This window comes from Thalassospira sp. MIT121401, assembly GCF_047125595.1.
Lineage (GTDB): Bacteria > Pseudomonadota > Alphaproteobacteria > Rhodospirillales > Thalassospiraceae > Thalassospira > Thalassospira povalilytica.
Genome location: NZ_CP138926.1, coordinates 2,856,102 through 2,875,660, shown reverse-complemented (window position 1 = coordinate 2,875,660; position 19,559 = coordinate 2,856,102). Strand labels below are relative to the sequence as shown.

The following is a 19,559-nucleotide window of genomic DNA, read 5'->3' as shown; positions in this document are numbered from 1 at the left end:
GAAAAAGGCTGGCAACAATGTGCCAGCCTTTTTCTGATCGCAGCGCGGGATCAGGCGGTGCGCTGAAGCAGGTGATAACCGAAATCGGTTTCAACAACGTCAGAGGTCGCACCGACATCCATGCTGAATGCAGCAGCATCGAATTCCGGAACCATCATGCCACGGCCAAAGAAGCCAAGATCGCCGCCCTGCTGGCCGGACGGGCAATCGGAATTAGCTTTTGCCAGTTCTGCAAAATCGGAACCGTTTGCGATCTGGTCTTTAAGGGCATTGATTTCGTTCAATGCTTCTTCTTTGGTGCGGGTGGCGGTCGAACGTGCCGAACCGGCATACATCAGAAGAATGTGCGACGCGCGAACTTGTTCACTCATAACTGGTCCTTTCTTCCGCCAAGGCTTGCGCCAGACGGATTTTCTGCAAGATTAGAAGTTTATGGATAAAGCCAAGGGTCCAAATCCATGCACAGTCGTATACACCTGTACATGGGCTTGGGCCCTAGACATTGTCCATGCCTTGTGGCTTGTTACGACAAATTGAACCGAGATGAAAGAGAAGAGGCAGATTGATGCTTGCTGTTGTGTCCCCGGCCAAGAAGCTGGATTTCGAAACGGACGTGCCGGAAATGGCCGTTTCCCAACCGGCGTTTCTCGATGACACGGAAGAATTGATTGAAGTTGCACGGAAAAAAAGCCGTGGCGATTTGATGAAGCTGATGGGGATCAGTGAAAACCTTGCGGATCTGAATTATCAGCGCTTCCAGCATTTTTCACGGCCTTTTGATCGCAGTAACGCAAAACCGGCGATCTTTGCCTTTCGTGGTGATACCTATGTCGGTCTTGATGCCGACACCATGAAGGATGCCGATATCGACTGGGCCGAGGACCATTTTCGGATGCTGTCGGGGCTTTATGGTCTGTTGAAGCCGCGTGATCTGATGCAGCCTTATCGCCTTGAAATGGGCACACGGCTTGAAAATCCGCGTGGCAAGGACCTTTATGCGTTTTGGGGTGACAAGATCGCCAAAGAGATCAACAAGCTTACCGAAGGCCACAAGGACCGCAGCCTGATCAATCTGGCATCCAACGAATATTTCAAGTCGGTCAAGACCAAGCTGCTTGATGGACCGGTCATCACACCGGTCTTTAAGGAAGTCAAAGGCGGGGCTGCCAAGGTTGTCGGCTTCTCAGCAAAGCGTGCGCGTGGCATGATGGCGCGTTACATGATCGACAATCGACTGGAAAACCCGCAAGACCTTAAGAAATTCAATGTTGACGGTTATTGCTACCAGGATGACCTGTCAAACGAGACGGAGTGGGTCTTTACCCGCGTCCATGACCAGTAACGACAATTTTTTCGGTGAGTACGTATGACCGACGAGCATCTTGAACAGCTCGAGGAAGAAAATCATTTACCCGAATCTCATCCGTTTTCGGGGTATTTGAGAACATTCTTTCGGGGGCCGGGCCGTTCACGCAGCCTGACGCGCGAAGAGGCATTCGATGCCTTTTCAATGATCCTGCGCGATGAGGTCGAGCCGATCCAGCTTGGCGCATTTTTGCTTATGCTACGCTATCGGGCGGAAACGCCGGAAGAACTCGCAGGCATGATCGAAGCCGTGCGCAAAGCCGCAAGGCTTGATGCGGATGATGGACAGGACGCCAACCCGGTGGGCCGCCCGATGCTTGATTGGCCTTCATATGCGGCTGGTCGAACCCGTGGTCTGCCGTGGTTTGTATTGTCGGCACATTTGATATCGCAGAACGGTGTTCCGGTTCTGATGCACGGTTATAACTCGCATCTGGTCAATGGTCTTGGAACCGAGGCCGCGATCAAAGCGCTTAAGCTGCCGATCGCGATGTCAGCCGAAGAAGCCCGTTCGGATATTACCGCAAAGGGGTTTGCTTATCTGCCGCTGCGCCATATGCATCCGAAATTGCAGGAACTGATCGGTCTGCGGTCGCTTCTGGGGCTGCGCAGTCCGGTGAATACCCTGTTGCGGTTGCTAAACCCGTTACAGGCGCGGGCTGCTTTCCTGGGGGTGTTTCATCCGGCGTTTCTGGATGTGCATCGCGAAACAGGCAAGCTTCTTGAACTGCCGCGAATTGGCGTGATCAAGGGCGGGGGCGGCGAAGCAGAACGCACACCGTTCAAACATGTTGATCTTCGGATGCTTGATAACGGCGAGCTTTGCGACGTCCGGTGGCCGGCACTTTTGCCAAAAACCGAAAAAGAAATCGACGATCAAAGCCCGGTGACCCTCAAACACTTCCTGGCTGTTTGGCGCGGCGAGGTCGAGGATGCCCCGGCCGAAGCCAGGATCAAGGGCAGTGCAGCGATGGCGGCATTCCTTGCGGGCAAAGCCGATTATATGGACGAAGCCGAATCCCTGGTGCAGGGGTGGTGGGATAATCGCGATCGCGATATCGGTTGATATCGCGTTTTCGCAGTGAATGATTTTATGAAAGCGGGACGGATTGACGTCCCGTTTTTCATTCTAGAATGACGAGCCCGGTTCTTTGAGAAACGCGATTTCTTCTGGTGTGGATGTTCGGCCAAGGATGTCATTGCGGTGCGGATAACGCCCGAACCGGTCGATGATTTTCTTGTGTTTGATTTCAAAACCGTAATTGTGTTCAAGCCCAGGCTGATCAAACAGGGTCACGGCAATTTCATGGATCATTTCGGATTCTGAATGCATATAGGGCATATACAGAAACGCCCGCTGTTCAGGTGATCCAAGTTCCTTGTCCTTGCCCAAGGATACGGCTTCCTGTGCAAGAATAAGCGCGATCGGATCGGCAGCAAATGATTGCGGCGTGTCGCGATACATGTTGCGTGAAAACTGATCCAGAACGATGATTTCGGCAAGGCGCCCCGATGCGGTGGTGCGCCAGGTGAAAAGTTCACCGGCAAGCGCCGCGGCATGAATGTCGGAAAATCGTTCGGCAATGTGGGTATCAAGTGCAGTATCCTTGATAAACCATTGCTTTTGTTCGAGTTCCTTGAACCAGAAGTCCAGGACTGTTTCAGGAGCCATCATTTCCAACCCATCCCATGTAAGGCCAATCGCAATATTGTGCGATGTGTTTGCTGATCTTTGCCGCGGGAAGGGCGAAGGTCAAGCAATGGCGCGAAAAGATAATCCGTTCTGATGCGGGCAAAGAGTTGACAGGTGTTTGCCGCCCATGGAATATGAACGCGTCTTGGGTGTTGATCCATTGGATCGGCTTAAAAGGGAACGTGGTGCGTTACGACAATGCCACGGCTGCCCCCGCAACTGTAAGTGGTCCGAGCATTACCTATGCCACTGGTGACAAACCGGGAAGGCGTAATGCTTTTGAAACCACGAGCCAGGAGACCTGCCTTTGACTGCCGGACACGGCTTGTCCGGTACTGAACTGTTGGACGCCGGGGTGAGCGTCAGGTTGCAGGGAAAAGGCGGTCTCGTCGTGAAACCGGTATCTTGCTTCCAGCCATCCTATCGTTCTTGATCCTAACTCTGTGCGTCGGGAAACTTTTCTGACGTGCATCGTTCGTGAAAAGAGACGATTACATGTTTAAAACTCTTGGCAAGCTTGCGATTGCAAGTGCCTGTTTCGCGTTCGCGTCACAAAGTGCGCACGCCCATTTTCAATTGGCCTATACACCGGAAGTCAATGTGACCGCCCCCGGCGAACTGCCGGTGAAACTGATATTCTGGCATCCGTTCGAAAACGGACATGTCATGGATATGAAAAAGCCGGTGGCGTTTTACGCAATCCATCGCGGTGATAAAATTGATTTATCTTCAACGCTTTCTGAGGTGACCTTCACAGGGAAGGAGAATACCGCCAAGGCGTATGACGGTACTTTGACCCTTAAGCGCAGTGGCGATTACGTGATGGTGGTGGTGCCCGAACCCTATTACGAAGAAAGCGAAGATATCTTCATTCAGCAGATCACCAAGTCCTATGTGAACCGCAACGAAATCCCGACCGACTGGATGGAGGCACAGGGACTTGTGACCGAAATTCTGCCGTTAAACCGGCCGACCAACATTGTCGCAGGTTCGACCTTTACCGGTCGGGTGCTGAGCAATGGTGAACCGGTATCCGGGGTCGAGGTTGAAATCGAATATATGGCAGCCGAACCCGATATGGACCGTAACGCGCCCAAGGAACCGACAGCAGGACCGATGCCCGGTGGGGCGATTGTCGCGATTACCGATGCCAACGGGTATTTTACGTTCGGGATCCCCAAGGCCGGATTTTGGGGTTTTGCGGCCCTTGGCAGTGGGCCGGACAAAGAATTTCAGGGAAAAGAGCTTTCACAGGATGCAGTCCTGTGGGTTCGCGCCTATGATGTGCAATAGGCTTGGGGACAAAATAGATGCATATTGTTGACGGGGCACTGGCCCCAGAGGTGCTGATTGGCGGTGGCGTGCTTGCAGTCGCGGGGCTTGGCCTTGGATTGCGCAAACTGCCAATCGATAAAATTCCGGCGACGGGGGTGTTATCGGCGACGTTCTTCGTCGCCTCCCTGATCCACGTGCCGGTCGGTCCGTCGAGCGTGCATCTGATTATGAGTGGCCTGGCCGGGCTTGTGCTTGGCTGGACCGCATTCCCGGCACTTTTTGTCGGGCTTTTGTTGCAGGCCATCTTTTTCGGATTTGGCGGTTTGACTGTATTGGGGGTCAATACCGTCAATATTGCGTTTCCTGCGGTGATTGCCGGTTTCATGTTTCGCGGATTGGTGTCGCGAAGCAATCCAACCTTTGCGGCAATCTGGGGCGGGTGTGCCGGTGCGCTTTCAATTGCGCTGACCACCTTGTTCGTAGCTATTTCCCTTGGTCTGAGCGGGGAAGGGTTTGTACCGGCGGCCAAGCTTGTTTTCTTTGCCCATATTCCGATCATGGCGGTCGAAGGTCTGGTGTCTGCAGCAGCGGTTTATCTGATCATGAAGGTCAAACCGGCCTTGCTGATGGCCGATGCCCAGATCCGCCGATATGACGCACAAAACCCCGCGATCCTGGCCGAACAGGTGAATGAGGCCAACAATGGCTAAGCTTGCAACTGGGGTGTTTCTGGCAGGCCTTCTGTTCGGAATGCAGGCCGCCCAGGCCCATAAGGTGATTGCATCGGTTTTTCCAAGCGGCATAGCTGTCGAAGGGGAGATCGGGTTTTCCAATGGCGATATGGCTGCGGACACGCTGGTTGAAATTTTTGACCGGCAGGGAAACAAGATCGATGAAATCAGAACGGATTCTGACGGCTTCTTTGTCTATACGCCAAGCCGGAAAGTTGACCTTGTCTTTCGGGCCGATCTGGGGGCAGGGCATGTTGCAGAAGCCAGTTTTGATATTGCCGACCTGACGGGAATTTCAGGGGCAGGCAGCATTGCCGCAGTTTCTTCGGATGATAGCGCTAACATCACTGTGGATGGGGCAGTTGTCGGGGATAATGCAACCAAAACTGCAATCACCCGCGAACAGGAAGAAGTCATTGCCGCGATCGTTCGTGATGAATTGCGGCCATTGCGTCGGGAAATTACCGCCTACAAGGAAAAGAACGATCTTCAATCGATTCTGGGCGGTATTGGTTATATATTCGGGTTCTTCGGGATTGCCTATTATCTGGCAGCAAGACGTTTGAGAGCCAAAGCAACCAAATCATGAGCCATCTTTTCGGGCATGACCAGCCATTAAGTGTTCAGGGAGGCGGGCAACGACCGTCTTCCTTTGTCGGATCGTTTGATCCGCGTGTTCGGGTGGTGGCGGCCGGTTTGTTTTCGGTGATGGTCGTTTCCCTGCATCAGATCGAATTCGCGCTTGCTGCCTTTTTTGTGGCAGTGGCGACGATGTTCATGACTGATTTGCCTTTGCGTCTGACCTTGAAACGTATGGCAGCAATGGACGGGTTCATCATTGTGATGCTGGTGATGTTGCCATTCACAACGCCGGGAACCGCCATGTTTACCGTCCTGGGTGCCGAGGCCAGCAAGGAAGGATTGCAACATGCAGTCCTGATCGGCATTCGCGCCAATGCGGTTGTTTTGATGATGCTTAGCCTGCTTGCCGGGTTAACGCCGGTGGGACTTGGGCATACATTATACCGGCTGCGTTGCCCAGCAGCCTTGGTACATCTCATGATGTTTACGGTGCGCTATATTTCGGTTCTTCATGATGAATATCATCGACTGCGCATGGCCATGAAATTGCGTGGCTTCAAGGCGCGCAACAGCATTCATACCTATCGGTCGCTGGGGTATCTTTTCGGGATGTTGCTTGTCAGGTCTCTTGAACGTGCCGAACGGGTTCTTGAGGCCATGAAATGCCGCGGATTTAGTGGCCATTTCCCGATGATTGATCATCTTGTGTTCCGGCAACGTGATGCCCTTTTCGGGGCGGGGTTTCTGATGCTGGTTTCCGTGCTTGTTATTCTGGATCGTTTTTATGTCGTCTCTTATTGAACTAAACGATATTTCATACGGATACCGCGCAGGGCAAAATGTTCTGGACCGTGTCAGCCTGTCGCTTGAGGCCAGTGAAAGATTGTTCATTACCGGTCCAAATGGGGCTGGCAAAAGCACGCTGTTGCGCATTCTGGTTGGTCTGATCAAACCGTTTGGCGGCGAAATCAGGGCATTTGGAATGCCGCGTGTAACGGATAAGGATTTCCATGATCTGCGCTGTCGGGTCGGGTTTATTGTTCAGGACCCCGATGATCAGCTGTTTTGTCCGACCGTGGTCGAAGATATCGCTTTTGGCCCGCTTAATCTTGGGGCCAGCCGCGAAGAGGCACTGGCGATTGTTGACGAGGTACTTGATCAACTTCATCTCAGACATTTGCGCGAACGCATCACCCACGAGCTTTCAGGCGGGGAAAAGCGGCTGGTTTCTGTGGCGGCGGTTCTTGCCATGAAGCCCGATGTTCTTTTGCTTGATGAGCCGACGAACGCGCTGGACGAAGAAAATCTTCACCGGCTTGAGGAGATATTGCTGGAACTGCCGCAAGCCATGATTCTGGTGTCGCATGACCCGCATTTTCGCCGGAAACTGGCCACCCGGACGTTGGAATTGCGCGCCGGGAAAATGTCGCAGGCCAAGGAACTTGCACCCAAAAAATGTACTGCATCCGATCGCGCAAGGCAAAATGCCAAGGCCGATGATCATTCATTTGAAACCCTTTGACGGTTTAAGATAGGGTGTAAGGCGACACACAGCCCGGATGCCCCAACATGTCGCCATTTTCCATTTCGGCCTTTCGACATCTTTTTGCTGCCCAGATCACGTCCCTGATCGGGACCGGATTAACCACGGTGGCCCTGTCACTTCTGGCGTTTGATCTGGCCGGGGCGGATGCGGGGCGGGTATTGGGATCCATTCTGGTTTTGAAGATGGTCGCGTATCTGGTGATCGCCCCGATTGTCGGTGGGATGGCGCATTTGTTGCCGCGCCGGACATGGCTTGTCGGGCTTGATATCTTGCGTGCTGCAATTGTTCTGTGTTTGCCCTTTGTCGATCAGATCTGGCAGATTTTTGTTCTGGTCTTTGTTGTCAATGCCGCGTCCGCCGCGTTCACACCGGTCTTTCAGGCCATTATCCCGGAAATTCTCGAAGACGAGAAATCCTATACCAAGGGCCTTTCCTATGCCCGGTTGGCCTATGATCTGGAAAACCTGATCAGTCCGGCACTTGCAGCCGCCTTGTTGTTTGTCTGGTCGTTTGACAGTCTGTTTATCGTCAACAGCCTGACATTTGCACTTTCGGCCGCTCTGATTGTGACAACAACAGTGCCGCGCGCCGCCGCGACGGATCGCGAAGGCGGCATTTACGCCAATACGCGGTTCGGGGTGGTTGCATATCTCAAAACGCCACGGCTACGCGGACTTCTGGCCGTTCATTTTGCGGTTTCCTGCGTCGGGGCGATGATCATCGTCAATACGGTTGTTTTGACGCGGTCGATCCTTGGCGGGTCTGAAATTCTGACCACGGTGTTTCTTGCCTGTGCCGGTGGTGGATCAATGGTTGCGGCATTCGTCATGCCCAAGATCATTGATACAGTGGGCGAGCGCCGATTGATGATGGCCGGAATTGTTGCCGCATCGCTGGCGATGGTGGCAGGTGCCGTGATCATGGGGGCAGGCATTCGCGATGTTGCCGCCTTTGCATTGCTGTGGGTGTTTGCCGGGGCCGGAACCACATTTGCGCAGACGCCAGGTGGACGGTTGGTGCAACGATCTGCCGGTGCGGGGGATCGTTCCGCATTTTTTGCCGCCAATTTTGCACTGTCCCACGGTGGATGGTTGATTGCATATGGGGTGATCGGATGGATTGGCAGTCTGGCCGATATTTCGGTGGCGTTCTGGGTGTCGGGCGGGCTTGCATTTTGCGGTGCTGTGATGGCGCGCGTTCTTTGGCCCAAACAAGACCAGCTTGAACTTCAGCACAGCCATCCCGGTTTCTGGCATGAACATCCCCACGATCATGCCGACCAACACCATGGACATGTCCATCCCGCCGAAGCAGCCGCGACGTCGTCGAGGATGTCATCGAACCGTGCAAAGCATCATGATGACGGTCATCAGCACGCAGAAGAAGACCGGTCAATACACCGGCACCGCCATTATCATCCGCCGGTTAGCCACAAACATCGTTTCGTGATTGACAGTCACCATACCCGCTGGCCGGTGGAAAGCGGTGAAATGGTCTGATTGCAGTTGTTATACAGATGTCTGTTTACGGGCGCGGACCCACGCCAAGATTCCGAAAATACCAATAATCACACCGATGCCACCCATGATATCGGACATACGAACATCATTGCGATAGGCGTTTACTTCCTCGCGAAGCGGGCCGATCTGTCGTGCGACGGCATGATTGATCAAGCTGGTCAATTCGTCGCGCGTCAGGGCCTTTAGCCCGATGGGGGCGGTTGCCGAAGATGAAGGCGTGGTCATGGTCTGGGCGACCGCGGCATCGGGGGTGTTATCGGTCACAAAGCTTGCGGTAATGTCCGACGCATTTTTCGCGGGTGGAAGGTTTTCGGAAAACTCGTCTTCGGTCAGGGTGAATGTGGCGACATGACCATCGCCGGTATTGGCCTGAACGACATAGGGCGTCCGGTGGCTGACGCGGATTGCAAAGGCACCGTTTTGATCAGTGCGGGCCGCCGCCACTACCGCGCCATCATCGGCATGAAGTTCAATTTCAGCAGTACGGGCGCGCGTCCCGCCAGTGAAATAGACATATCCTTCAATGGTGTCGCCGGTGCTTATGGCAAAGACATTAAGGTTGTGGGCCTGTGAGGCAGAAACGCCAAAAGCACAGAAAAGCAAAATGAAAAAACCAAAGCTGCGCGAACGACTTGTCATGGGGGCAGGCCAATCGATTAAGGATGAATGCAATTTCAATAGCAGAACTTACGAACGGGTAAGTGGCCCGGACCACTTGCCCGCTGGGTTCAGTTCATCTGATCGGTTTTGACCCACAGAACGCCGCCGCGTTCGACCGGGACCTGGGTTCCGCTGTCAGGTGCGGTCATGGTGCCGTCTTCGATCAAGGCTGCAAACACCCACCAACCTTCCTTGGGCATTGCATAATGGAAGATGCCATTGGCATCAGCTTTGATGACCTGTGTGGCAAAAGTCGCGTTGGGAAGGGTGATACTGCCGTCATTGGCATATTCAACTTCAACTTCGGCAAAGGGGACAGGATTGCCATTGTGGCGCACCATCCCGGAAAAGATATTGCCGGTCCAGATGCCGTACGGGCGGGTAAGGGGTTCTATTTCCACCGGGAATCCGACCATCTGATCCCAGTCTTCACCGGAATCATAGGCATCAATGATGGTTTTGGTGTACTGGATAATGAACTTGCCTTCGGCCGGCTCAAAATACGGCACCGGTTCAAGATAAAAGGCATATCCACCCGGTGCCTTCAAGGTGACTTCGGCGTCGAAAGCCGATTTTCCATCCACTGTTTTGGCTTCAAGACTTTGGCGCAAATTGATCTTTTGGTCGTTGTATTGCATGCCAAACTGAACTGGCGGTGCCATTTCCATTGCCGGACCATTGGTCATCGGGTGGGTAAATGTCAGATCAAACTTTACTGTGCGGCCGGTATCCTGATCGACCACATTGGTTGACGGAACCATTTTTTGGAAATGTGCCGATGCAGTTGATGCGACGATTGATGTGAGAAGCAGTGACAATGATGCCTTTGAAAGCAATCGGGAGGCGAGGGACATTGCAAAGTCCTTTGTTGGAAAAATCAATATCGTCGTCAATCTGACGCATGGCGATGCACTGATTTAGAATATTTCATACGAAATTGCAAAAACGTATGACGTTTTATCTGCCGCCATCAGGCCTGCATCGCAGATCGAGGCGCCGAACCAGCGTCACGAACAGCCCGGTTCCCCGTCAATTCATCGATCCAAAACAGATACTTGGACAAATACGCTTTTGATGTATCGTTGAGCGACACAACAAAAAAAACAGGGGCAAACGCATGGAAGTTATCTACGTTTCGCACGATGGCGGGACGCACTGGATTGATGCAAAGCAGCGAGAAACCAAAACGCTTGAGGTCGCAATCAGTCAAAGTCAGCCCGGACACCTTATCCGGTTAATTGCCGGGACATACAATATCAGTCAGCCATTGCGTTTGCCGCGTAGTGGTACAGCTGACCAACCGATTGTTGTTCGTGGCGATAGTGGTGTGGTGCTGGATGGCAACAGGGGCCCGGATGCGACCGTTTCGGCGACCAATCCGGGGGCGTCGCGGTTTGCAGTGTTCCAACTGATCAATGTTGATCATATCCGCATCGAAGAAATTGTGATCCGGCGTGCGTGGCCATCAGCCGTTTATATTGAAAACAGCTGTGACCTTTCATTTGACGGCCTTGATATTTCCGATGGGACCTATGCCTTTTATGCCAATGGTCCGCGCACCGAACGTATCCGTATCCGGGCCTGTCGATGGGTTCAGGATGTTGCGATCTGGCGCACCATTCGCTGGGACGAAATCCATGACGGCAAAGATGAAGACGGCAATGTGATCAAGGTGCCGTACCGGTATCTTAATGGTGCATTTTTCGGATCGGATGATATTGCAGGCGATGTCGAGATTTCAAATAACGACATTCGCGACTGTTATAACGGCATCAGGATGGATGTGTCGGCGGAAAATGTTGGTGCGCCTGTCGGCACGTTTAATCGCGATGTTCGCATTCTCGATAACCGGTTTAGCTATATACGTGATAATCCCGTGGAGCCCGAAGCGATCGCCGTCGGGTGGTGGATTGGCCGAAACCGGTTCTTTAATTGCCACAAGCTGTTTTCCCAGGACGGGGTCAGGGGTGGTTTCTGGTATTACTTTGGCAATATTTGCTGGTTTGACAGCCGCCCGGGACCCGAGGGGGACGAATATAACGGCGGTGCAGTTTTCAAGCTGGGCAAAGGTGGAAGCGTACCGCAGCCCGACTATGTTTCGGCCTGTCTGCACAATAGTTTCTTCCTGCGGCAAAAATACATCAAAAAGGGCACCACACGTGGCTTGATCAATGCGCGCAACGCGATTGACCATGCGGACCCAACCGCCTTGCCCGATCAGATGATGCCGCTTGATCAGTCCTTTCTGGGCAAGCAGGAAGATCTTCAATTGTCGGCAAGTCCACCATTGCCGGTTCGGTTCGAAGGTGATCTGGCCAACCATCCGACCTATCCAGCAGTATTCGATCCCTATGACGGGGTGCTTCATGATCCAAGAGCAGCCGATGGCCCGTTATTTGAAAACAGCTTGGCGGGGCAATTCGATTTGGCGGAATGTCATCGGGTTCCGTATTCCTGCGGGTTGGAAATCCCGTTGCCGGATGGGACTACGTGGCATAGTCCGCGCGCGTATTGGCCCGGAGCGATTACAAACGGGCGTGTGATATTCGGGCCAGAATATGTGCCGGTGGATCTTGAATATGTTCGATCCTTGCCGATCCCTGGATAACGCACGACGTCATCGTTATCATTGGAATGGCATGTTTCGAGTTTACGTATGCGTAAATATGTTGACTGGAATGTCGGAATGTTGCGATGTTGGCATATTGCAGTCAACAAACAAGAAAAACCATGAACGACAAGCTTTACAGCATTACTGAACTGGCCGAAGAGTTCGACATTACGCCACGCGCCATCCGGTTTTACGAAACCAAGAACCTGCTCGCACCGCAACGGGCCGGGGCGACGCGTGTCTATAATTATCGTGACCGGGCGCGGCTGATGCTTGTCCTTCGCGGCAAACGTCTTGGATTCTCGCTGGAAGATATCAAGGAATATATTGATCTCTATGATGCGGACCGCACCCGGACCGAGCAACTTGCACATTTGATGCTTGTCGGGCGGCGCAGGATTGCGGAACTCGAACAGCAACTTGAAGATGTTCAGACCACGCTTGCAGAGCTTCGTAAAATCGAAGGCGAGGCTGTCGAAAGCCTGCGTGAAAAGGGTATTGATCCGGAAAAGGCGGTCGCAGACATCAAGGCCAAACTGGTTGCCGAGGGCGCCTGACAAATCCAGTTATCGATGAAAAAAAAGCCCGGCCATAAATGCCGGGCTTTTTGTTTGTGGTCAGATCATTATTCCGCATCACGCTGAAGCGGCAGGGTGACTTCAAATACATCCTCATCAGGGATGTATTTGCGGCTAAATCCAAGCTTTTCACAAAGTGTCAGCATGCGCCGGTTGCTTGGCAAAACCTGGCCGATAAAGGTTTCGGTTCCTTTGCGCCGGCAATAGGCGATCATTTGTTCCATCAGAACCCGCCCCAGTCCGCGACCCTTGATGTCGGAGCGGACCATGATGGCATATTCGGCATGTTCATTATTCGGATCAATCACGACCTGAACGATGCCATGTATTTGCCCCTGTTCGGGGCCATCGGGCACCACAGCAAGGAAGGCCATGTCCCGGTCGTAATCAAGCTGGGTCTGACGAGCCATTTCGGAATGGGGAAGTTCACGCACAGAGCCAAAGAACCGGAAATGGATATCTTCCGGGGTCAGGCGTGACATGAACTCGTAGTGGGCCGGCTCGTCTTCGGGCTTGATCGGGCGCAGAAGATAGGTCGTGCCATCATCCATCACCAGTTCTTGTTTCAGGTGCCTTGGATAAGGATGAATGGCAAGGCGTTTGTCATCGCTGACGACTTTCGGGGTTACCTTGATACGGGCATCAAGGGCAATGACACCGTGCTGATCGGCAAGAAGCGGGTTCATATCAAGCTCAACCACTTCGCCAAGATGCACCACCAGCTGCGACAGCCGCACCAGCGTCATGTAAAGGTCTTCCAGATTGACCGGCGGGACGTCCCGATAACCTTTTAGAAGCTTGTAGATGCGGGTGCCTTCGACCAGTTCGCGGGCGAGCTTCATGTTCAGCGGGGGCAGGGCCATGGCACGGTCACGGACCACTTCGACCTCGACACCGCCATGACCAAACAGGATCACCGGACCGAAAATCGGATCGGTGGTCATGCCGACAATCAGTTCGCGTGCACCGGCTCGGGTAACCATTTCCTGAATGGTAAAGCCGCGTAGTCGCGCCTTTGGGAACTTTTGGGCGATGGTGCGCTGCATCTTGGTCGCAGCGGCACGAACCTCGTCGCTGCTGTCAAGATTAAGGACAACGCCGCCAACGTCTGACTTGTGGCTGATATCATCAGACAGAATCTTAAGAGCGATCGGATAACCGATATCGTCGGCGGTACGAACGGCTTCTTCGACGTCACTTGCCGCAATCGTTTTGACCGTATTGATGCCATAGCATTCCAGAACGGCTTTTGCTTCCGGTTCGGTCAGCATGTCACGCCCGGCGTGAATGGCGCTATGAATGATGCTGCGTGCTTTGTCGGTTTGGGGCGTGTAATCGCGCGGAACGGATGGCGGTGTTTCCATCAACAGGTCCTGCAATTTGCGATAATTGACCATATGCTGAAAAGCAGCGACCGCATTTTCCGGCGTGCGATAGGTTGGAATGCCCGCCGCATAGAACATGTTCCGGGCTTCTGCGACGGTGGCTTCGCCGACCCAGTTGGTCAGGATGTTCTTTTTGCTGTCCTTGATCTTGTCAATTACGCCGCGTGCGACTTCGACCGGATCGGTAATGGCGGTTGGTGCGTGCATGACAAGCAAGCTATCGATATTGCTGTCGGTCAGAACTGTTTCGATGGCCTTGGCATAACGTTCACCGGGGGCATCACCGATAATGTCCACCGGGTTGGCGTGTGACCATGTCGGGGGCAGGACCTTGTCGAGTTCGGCGATCGTGCTGTCGTCAAGTTGTGCCAGATGGCCCTGTCGTTCGATCAGGGCATCAACGGCAAGAACGCCGATACCGCCGCCATTGGTGACGATGCCAAGCTTGTCACCACGGAACGGACGCATGCGCGACAGGGTTTCCGCCGCCGAAAACATTTCACTGACGGTATAAACGCGCAGCACGCCAGCCCGTTTGATAGCGGCATCAAATACGTCATCGGCGCCGGCCAGCGCACCGGTATGCGATGCCGCAGCAGCCGCACCCTCGGCAAAGCGGCCCGACTTGATGCACAGGATCGGCTTGTTACGCGATGCTGCGCGGGCAGCCGAAATAAAGCTACGGCGTTCATGGATGGATTCGATATAAAGCATGATCGCGCGGGTGTTGGGATCAGACCCGAGATAGTCGATCACATCCCCGAAATCGACATCATCACATTCGCCAAGCGATATAAAGTGCGAGAACCCGATTCCGCGTGCCGCGGCCCAGTCGAGAACCGCCGTACATAACGCGCCGGATTGCGAGACAAAGGCAATTTTGCCACTGCCGATATTCTGGTGGCTGAAACTGGCATTCAATCCGATGCCCGGTACCATCAATCCAAGACAGTTCGGTCCAAGAAGGCGCATCTTGCGTTGGGCGGCGATATCGAGCATCGCCTGTTTGACTGTGCGTTTGTCATCGTACTGTTCGGCGCCAAGGCCCGCGGTCAGAACAATGGCGGCCAGGCAGCCTTTTTCCGCAAGGCATTCCATGACCGGGACAACTGCCTTGGGCGGAACGCAGATCACGGCCAGTTCGGGCACAACCGGAAGGCTGTTGACGTCAGGATAGGCAAGTACACCACCGATCGACTGGCTGCGCGGATTGACCGGCATGATCGGCCCGTCAAATCCCCCTGCAAGCAGGTTGCGCATCAGCACATGGCCAACCGAATGGGGGCGGTTGGATGCACCAATCACGGCGACCGATTTGGGTTTGAACAGATGATCCAGATTAATTGTGCTCATCGCCGGATTCCCGCGTTTTGATGTGGGCTTGTATGGTGGCAGCGTCATCGGTCCGCACATTGCCGTGCGGGCAGGGCAGTCAATAGCCACGCATGAAGTTGCGCGATGTTAAGTCAGCACTGATTATATTGATTTGCTGTGCATCAATAAAGCACTGAGGCCACGAAGTTTTTATGGCACGCGTGGCGCGCTTTCCCTGTGTCGATTCAAATTCGGCAAATCGGCTCCGGACGGGGCCTGATATTAATGAAGATGACCGTGGTGATCGTCATCATCATAGCGTTCGGAATCTTCGATCCATTGTTCGACTTCGCCAGCCGATGTCATTGCCAGCGCAATTTCCAGATCATTCTGGACATGGGCCAGACTATCGAACATCGGGCACCAGCCAAATGCCTGAATGCGGGGGTCCGTGGTCGATGAAATGGTGAAAAGATCACCGTCAATCGGATGCACCATACCGTGAATAACTTCATTTTCACCGGTGATCAGCCAGCCGCGTGTTTCACCGGAAAGAGTGGCCAGCTTTACTTCGCGCAATTCAATTTTGACGGTTTTCATGATGCGGTGCCTCAATCTGCGACGTATCAAAAACAAAAGGGACCGAACATGATGTTCGGTCCCTTTTTAATTGGCTCCGGCAGCAGGACTCGAACCTGCGACCCAATGATTAACAGTCATTTGCTCTACCAACTGAGCTATGCCGGATCAGGCGTTGCGCTCCGTCCGAAGCGCGTGGAGGGTGTATAATCAAACGGCCCGAACGCCGCAAGACCTTTTTTACGAAAAAAAGACCAAAATTTCGTCTTTTTGGAATTGGAATGCCGTTGTGCGACTGTGGGTTAACCACCATGCGAAGTTAATCGCAAAAAGGTTGGTGCGCCGTCACAAAACGCGGTGACTGAATATGTGAAATTTCACATCAATACCGAGCAGGAAGCCGCGTCCACCATCCATGGATAGTCAAAGGGCGCTGGGTGACCTAAGGTCGTAATTTGGCAGGTGCCACGGCGCAGGAAGATCGGGAAGGGTACAAAGCAAAAACCCCCGGAACAGAGTTCCAGGGGTTTATGGCTCCGGCAGCAGGACTCGAACCTGCGACCCAATGATTAACAGTCATTTGCTCTACCAACTGAGCTATGCCGGATCAGTGGAGGCGCGAGCCGGAATCGAACCGGCGTGCAAGGATTTGCAGTCCTCTGCGTAACCACTCCGCCATCGCGCCTTCGCGTTGGCTGGAGCGGTGTATAGCCTCATAGAATACGACCCGTCAAGCACCCAATTTTACATTTTTTAAACAGCGGCTTGATTATCCGCCTGAAAGTAGACGAACCGCCCGAGAAATGATCCCGGGCGGTTTGATGTTCGTAAGCGACATATCTTGAAAGGGCACGTTATTCGGCGGTCTTCTTGCCAAATTTGCGTTCAATCCACGGGGCGATTTTTTCTTCGCGGATCTTGCTGGGGGCAAAATCAAGGTTGGCAATCGTATCAAGGACGTGTTCGACCTTGAACGGCAAGGTCGCATTCGGGCCTTCGATCATGATTTCACCGCTTGCACCTTCCGGGATCGGTTCTGCGAGCGATACTTTTACCCCGCCGACCGAAAGATCGATGGTCTGGCCGCGGACCGATTTGCCGCCGATTTTGACCGTTACAGCCAGCTGGACATCATATCGCGGATCTTTGCGACGGTTGACTTCCGGGGTGGCTGTACGAACGATTCGAACAAGGCTGGCGCGGAGTTCGGCGATGCTTTCGTCGACTTCCTCGGCGATTTTGTTCATCTGTGCTGCACGTTCGAGGTTGTCTTGTGCCTCGGATGCGACATGGCCGATTTTTTCGGTCACTTCGTTTGATGCCTCTGCTGTCTGAACGACGTTTCGGGCAATTTCCTGGGTTGCGTCATCCTGCTGGCGGACATTGACGGCAACGTTGGACGCAACTTCGTCAACGCGGCGGATGCTTGCCGTCATTTGCTGAACTGTCGAGACAACAGAGCTGGTGACATTCTGGATTTCACCAAGCTGGCGCGAAATTTCCTCGGTCGATTTGGACGTCTGGTTTGCAAGGTTTTTGACTTCCTGTGCGACCACGGCAAACCCTTTGCCCGCGTCACCGGCACGTGCGGCTTCGATCGTCGCGTTCAAAGCCAGCAGGTTGGTCTGGGCTGCGATATCGCTGATAAGCTCGGCGACCTCGCCAATCTTGCTGACACTGTCCTGAAGCGAATTAACCGTGTGTTCAGCACTTTCACCGGCCTGGTTGGCTTCGGCGGTCAGTGTTGTGGCTTCTTCGATCTGACGGGTGATTTCGCGGATCGATGCGGCCAGTTCCTCGGATGCGCCCGACACGGTTTCCGCGTTGGCCAGGGCCTCGTGTGCGGCTGCGGCCACACTTTCCGAGTTTTCGGAAACGCGTTCCGAGGATCCGGCCATTTCACCGGCGGCCGAATTCAGGCGATGCGTCTGGTCAATGATGGACTGAACGACTTTCTGAAGTTCCTGTTCGACCGTTTCTGCCAATCCGCGCAGGGCGCCAACACGTTGGGAATTCGCCTTTGCTTCGTTTTCTTCACGTTCGAGTTTCGCATAACAGAGCCTTGCATGAAGGCCACGAAGCTGCTGAATCGCCGGTTTGAAGTCCGTCACCTTTGGCATGTTGATGACATAGCTGGTGTCGTTGGCTTCAATCGCGTTGAAATGGGTTTCCATCTGTTTGAGCGGTTGCGTCAGGCGACGTGTCATCCAGACGCCATAGGCAATGGTCAAGGCGACCGCAGCAATGAAAATGGCAATCTCGAAGATCACGGCCTTCAGGAAGGCACCCTCGGCACTGGCGATACGTTGACTTGCGACTTCGTTCTGAACAACCGTGAGGGTGATGACCTGTTGCATCACCGGATCAAGATTTTGATAAAGCTCGTCGGAGACCAGTGCATCAAGTGCGGCCATGTCTTTGGCTACCATGGCCTGACGCAGGCGATCCATCACTCCGTTGGCAGCGGGGAGAAGTTTCTGGATTTCTTGCACAACCGGGGCCTCACGCGGGCCCAGCTCACGCTTTACATAGGTCTCAAGGTTTTCGTTGATTCGCGCTTTGGCTGTGTCGATGCTTTCAATGGCTTGCTGCCATTCCATGCTGCCAGCGCGGACCTTGTGAGAGGCATCAATCACCGACATGGAATAGTCTGATGAAATCTGTTTGAGCAAACGCAACGGTTTGACCCGGTTTTCATACAGGTTTTCCAGATTTTTTTCGGTCTGATATTCGGCGTACAAACCATACCCGCTAAGCAACATCATCAGCAGGATCATTGTCGCGAATGCCGCAGTCAGGCTGCCCCGGATGCTTGACATAAAGCCCGGTGTTTTTGCCTTGTGAGTGATCTCGCCATATTCAAGCGAGACATCCTTGGCCTTTCCGGCCCGCATATTGGTATAGACGCGCTCGGCTGTTTTCTTTTCTTCATCCGTCGGCTTTGTCCGGATGGAGATAAAACCGGCGATTTTGCCGTTTTCGACCGTTGGCGTGACATTGGCACGGACCCAGTAATGGTCGCCGTTCTTTGCCCGGTTTTTGACAAGTCCCTGCCAGGGCAAGCCGGCCTTGATCGTCTGCCACAGATTTGCAAAGGCTTCTTTGGGCATGTCGCTATGACGGACAATATTATGGGGAGAGCCAAGCAGTTCTTCCTCGGTAAAGCCGCTGATCTCGACGAAGGACTTGTTGGTAAAGGTAATTTTCCCGCCGGAATCGGTTTTTGAGACAAGGATATCCTTGTCCTTCATCAGAACTTCGCGGTTGGTTACCGGTCCATTGTCACGCATTGTATTCCCCTGGATGTCACAAGTAAGTTCAGTTGGGTCGTGTCCGACTGGAAATCGGGTTGCACTTGATCAGAGGGCAGGGGCAGCTCATCGGCGAAGTGGCGCTTTGAGGTTATCCTTGTCCCGCTTTGGCATATGTTTACGTGCGATCTTTGCTTTTCAAGTAACGGTTGCGCATATTTTCGCGTAATTCGTACTGTAAAAATGCCGTGTAAATGTTTGAGATGCATCAAATAACAAGGTGACGCTTGCACTTTTGCCAGGTTTTGAACGGGCAAAATGCCGGTTTAAAATAGCGCCGGATTTTTGCATTTGACCGAACTGCGGGTGGATGACGGGGGGAAATGGTCAATCATTTAGCGCGGTCAATGCGTTAAAATCCAAGTCACACATTGATCCGATGTTGTCAGGTGCTTATGTGCTGACTATA

Annotated in this window: 17 protein-coding genes, 3 tRNA genes and 1 riboswitch; of the genes, 10 read left to right on the top strand and 10 right to left on the bottom strand. The window is 53.4% G+C overall.

Annotated features, from left to right (window positions below; translation table 11 throughout):
• Positions 1-50: 50 nt before the first annotated feature.
• Complete coding sequence (locus SIB88_RS13250) at positions 51-371, bottom strand: peptidylprolyl isomerase (RefSeq protein WP_068519158.1); 321 nt, start codon at positions 369-371, stop codon at positions 51-53.
• A 194-nt stretch (positions 372-565) separates the two neighbouring features.
• Between SIB88_RS13250 and yaaA the strand changes: the two genes are divergently transcribed.
• Positions 566-1,342 (top strand): peroxide stress protein YaaA, encoded by a 777-nt coding sequence (yaaA, locus tag SIB88_RS13245; protein WP_101246152.1) that lies wholly within the window; start codon positions 566-568, stop codon positions 1,340-1,342.
• Between the two features lie 24 nt (positions 1,343-1,366).
• Entirely contained in the window at positions 1,367-2,431 is a 1,065-nt protein-coding gene (locus SIB88_RS13240; protein ID WP_206927546.1) for a glycosyl transferase family protein, read from the top strand.
• Positions 2,432-2,494: 63 nt separating this feature from the next.
• Here the strand turns inward: SIB88_RS13240 and SIB88_RS13235 are convergent, their stop codons facing one another.
• Complete coding sequence (locus tag SIB88_RS13235; RefSeq protein WP_242512856.1) at positions 2,495-3,040, bottom strand: DUF924 family protein; 546 nt, start codon at positions 3,038-3,040, stop codon at positions 2,495-2,497.
• 148 nt (positions 3,041-3,188) lie between these two features.
• A riboswitch (cobalamin riboswitch) is annotated at positions 3,189-3,382 on the top strand.
• 171 nt (positions 3,383-3,553) lie between these two features.
• On the opposite strand from SIB88_RS13235, the gene SIB88_RS13230 reads away from it, so the two are divergent.
• The 6 genes from SIB88_RS13230 to SIB88_RS13205 are packed head-to-tail and all read left to right on the top strand — an operon-like array spanning position 3,554 to position 8,691.
• Positions 3,554-4,351 carry a DUF4198 domain-containing protein gene (locus SIB88_RS13230; protein WP_101246154.1) on the top strand — a complete coding sequence of 266 codons (798 nt, stop codon included), beginning with the start codon at positions 3,554-3,556 and terminating at the stop codon, positions 4,349-4,351.
• A 17-nt stretch (positions 4,352-4,368) separates the two neighbouring features.
• On the top strand, positions 4,369-5,043 hold the full coding sequence (cbiM, locus tag SIB88_RS13225; protein ID WP_206927547.1) for a cobalt transporter CbiM: 675 nt from the start codon (positions 4,369-4,371) through the stop codon (positions 5,041-5,043).
• On the top strand, positions 5,036-5,653 hold the full coding sequence (locus SIB88_RS13220; protein WP_206927548.1) for a cobalt ABC transporter permease: 618 nt from the start codon (positions 5,036-5,038) through the stop codon (positions 5,651-5,653). The genes cbiM and SIB88_RS13220 overlap by 8 nt, the downstream gene beginning before the upstream one ends.
• Positions 5,650-6,447: a cobalt ECF transporter T component CbiQ gene (cbiQ, locus tag SIB88_RS13215; protein WP_206927549.1), complete on the top strand. Its 798-nt coding sequence runs from the start codon at positions 5,650-5,652 to the stop codon at positions 6,445-6,447. Before SIB88_RS13220 ends, cbiQ begins: the two co-directional genes overlap by 4 nt.
• Positions 6,431-7,168 carry an energy-coupling factor ABC transporter ATP-binding protein gene (locus SIB88_RS13210; RefSeq protein ID WP_206927550.1) on the top strand — a complete coding sequence of 246 codons (738 nt, stop codon included), beginning with the start codon at positions 6,431-6,433 and terminating at the stop codon, positions 7,166-7,168. The genes cbiQ and SIB88_RS13210 overlap by 17 nt, the downstream gene beginning before the upstream one ends.
• Positions 7,169-7,215: 47 nt before the next feature.
• Positions 7,216-8,691, top strand: coding sequence for an MFS transporter (locus SIB88_RS13205; protein WP_206927551.1), 1,476 nt, complete (start codon positions 7,216-7,218; stop codon positions 8,689-8,691).
• A gap of 9 nt (positions 8,692-8,700) precedes the next feature.
• On the opposite strand, the gene SIB88_RS13200 is transcribed toward SIB88_RS13205, so the two are convergent.
• Both SIB88_RS13200 and SIB88_RS13195 read right to left on the bottom strand, forming a co-directional pair.
• The gene (locus tag SIB88_RS13200; RefSeq protein ID WP_412558243.1) at positions 8,701-9,351 is read right to left on the bottom strand and encodes a hypothetical protein; all 651 of its coding nucleotides are present in this window, start codon (positions 9,349-9,351) and stop codon (positions 8,701-8,703) included.
• Between the two features lie 89 nt (positions 9,352-9,440).
• Positions 9,441-10,226: a DUF4198 domain-containing protein gene (locus SIB88_RS13195; protein ID WP_412558242.1), complete on the bottom strand. Its 786-nt coding sequence runs from the start codon at positions 10,224-10,226 to the stop codon at positions 9,441-9,443.
• 263 nt (positions 10,227-10,489) lie between these two features.
• Between SIB88_RS13195 and SIB88_RS13190 the strand changes: the two genes are divergently transcribed.
• Both SIB88_RS13190 and SIB88_RS13185 read left to right on the top strand, forming a co-directional pair.
• Positions 10,490-11,980 (top strand): hypothetical protein, encoded by a 1,491-nt coding sequence (locus tag SIB88_RS13190; RefSeq protein WP_412558241.1) that lies wholly within the window; start codon positions 10,490-10,492, stop codon positions 11,978-11,980.
• A 122-nt stretch (positions 11,981-12,102) separates the two neighbouring features.
• Positions 12,103-12,540, top strand: a complete 438-nt coding sequence (locus SIB88_RS13185) for a MerR family transcriptional regulator (protein WP_068519147.1) — start codon at positions 12,103-12,105, stop codon at positions 12,538-12,540.
• 68 nt (positions 12,541-12,608) lie between these two features.
• Here SIB88_RS13185 and SIB88_RS13180 read toward each other — a convergent pair whose 3' ends face one another.
• From SIB88_RS13180 to SIB88_RS13155, 6 genes are all read right to left on the bottom strand, one after another.
• Positions 12,609-15,299, bottom strand: coding sequence for a bifunctional acetate--CoA ligase family protein/GNAT family N-acetyltransferase (locus SIB88_RS13180; protein WP_412558240.1), 2,691 nt, complete (start codon positions 15,297-15,299; stop codon positions 12,609-12,611).
• A 243-nt stretch (positions 15,300-15,542) separates the two neighbouring features.
• Positions 15,543-15,860 (bottom strand): hypothetical protein, encoded by a 318-nt coding sequence (locus tag SIB88_RS13175; RefSeq protein WP_068519144.1) that lies wholly within the window; start codon positions 15,858-15,860, stop codon positions 15,543-15,545.
• A gap of 71 nt (positions 15,861-15,931) precedes the next feature.
• Positions 15,932-16,007 (bottom strand) — tRNA-Asn (locus tag SIB88_RS13170).
• A 363-nt stretch (positions 16,008-16,370) separates the two neighbouring features.
• Positions 16,371-16,446, bottom strand: a tRNA-Asn gene (locus SIB88_RS13165).
• A gap of 4 nt (positions 16,447-16,450) precedes the next feature.
• Positions 16,451-16,524, bottom strand: a tRNA-Cys gene (locus SIB88_RS13160).
• A gap of 169 nt (positions 16,525-16,693) precedes the next feature.
• Positions 16,694-19,129: a methyl-accepting chemotaxis protein gene (locus tag SIB88_RS13155; protein WP_412558239.1), complete on the bottom strand. Its 2,436-nt coding sequence runs from the start codon at positions 19,127-19,129 to the stop codon at positions 16,694-16,696.
• Positions 19,130-19,559 lie beyond the last annotated feature (430 nt).

What these genes read in the sequence shown, in the direction of transcription:
- SIB88_RS13190 (WP_412558241.1), top strand. Translation starts at nt 10,490, where the DNA reads ATGGAAGTTATCTACGTTTCGCACGATGGCGGGACGCACTGGATTGAT.
- SIB88_RS13205 (WP_206927551.1), top strand. Translation starts at nt 7,216, where the DNA reads ATGTCGCCATTTTCCATTTCGGCCTTTCGACATCTTTTTGCTGCCCAG.
- SIB88_RS13250 (WP_068519158.1), bottom strand. Translation starts at nt 371, where the DNA reads ATGAGTGAACAAGTTCGCGCGTCGCACATTCTTCTGATGTATGCCGGT.
- SIB88_RS13235 (WP_242512856.1), bottom strand. Translation starts at nt 3,040, where the DNA reads ATGATGGCTCCTGAAACAGTCCTGGACTTCTGGTTCAAGGAACTCGAA.
- SIB88_RS13240 (WP_206927546.1), top strand. Translation starts at nt 1,367, where the DNA reads ATGACCGACGAGCATCTTGAACAGCTCGAGGAAGAAAATCATTTACCC.
- SIB88_RS13210 (WP_206927550.1), top strand. Translation starts at nt 6,431, where the DNA reads ATGTCGTCTCTTATTGAACTAAACGATATTTCATACGGATACCGCGCA.
- yaaA (WP_101246152.1), top strand. Translation starts at nt 566, where the DNA reads ATGCTTGCTGTTGTGTCCCCGGCCAAGAAGCTGGATTTCGAAACGGAC.
- cbiM (WP_206927547.1), top strand. Translation starts at nt 4,369, where the DNA reads ATGCATATTGTTGACGGGGCACTGGCCCCAGAGGTGCTGATTGGCGGT.
- SIB88_RS13220 (WP_206927548.1), top strand. Translation starts at nt 5,036, where the DNA reads ATGGCTAAGCTTGCAACTGGGGTGTTTCTGGCAGGCCTTCTGTTCGGA.
- SIB88_RS13155 (WP_412558239.1), bottom strand. Translation starts at nt 19,129, where the DNA reads ATGCGTGACAATGGACCGGTAACCAACCGCGAAGTTCTGATGAAGGAC.
- SIB88_RS13230 (WP_101246154.1), top strand. Translation starts at nt 3,554, where the DNA reads ATGTTTAAAACTCTTGGCAAGCTTGCGATTGCAAGTGCCTGTTTCGCG.
- SIB88_RS13195 (WP_412558242.1), bottom strand. Translation starts at nt 10,226, where the DNA reads ATGTCCCTCGCCTCCCGATTGCTTTCAAAGGCATCATTGTCACTGCTT.
- SIB88_RS13180 (WP_412558240.1), bottom strand. Translation starts at nt 15,299, where the DNA reads ATGAGCACAATTAATCTGGATCATCTGTTCAAACCCAAATCGGTCGCC.
- SIB88_RS13175 (WP_068519144.1), bottom strand. Translation starts at nt 15,860, where the DNA reads ATGAAAACCGTCAAAATTGAATTGCGCGAAGTAAAGCTGGCCACTCTT.
- SIB88_RS13185 (WP_068519147.1), top strand. Translation starts at nt 12,103, where the DNA reads ATGAACGACAAGCTTTACAGCATTACTGAACTGGCCGAAGAGTTCGAC.
- cbiQ (WP_206927549.1), top strand. Translation starts at nt 5,650, where the DNA reads ATGAGCCATCTTTTCGGGCATGACCAGCCATTAAGTGTTCAGGGAGGC.
- SIB88_RS13200 (WP_412558243.1), bottom strand. Translation starts at nt 9,351, where the DNA reads ATGACAAGTCGTTCGCGCAGCTTTGGTTTTTTCATTTTGCTTTTCTGT.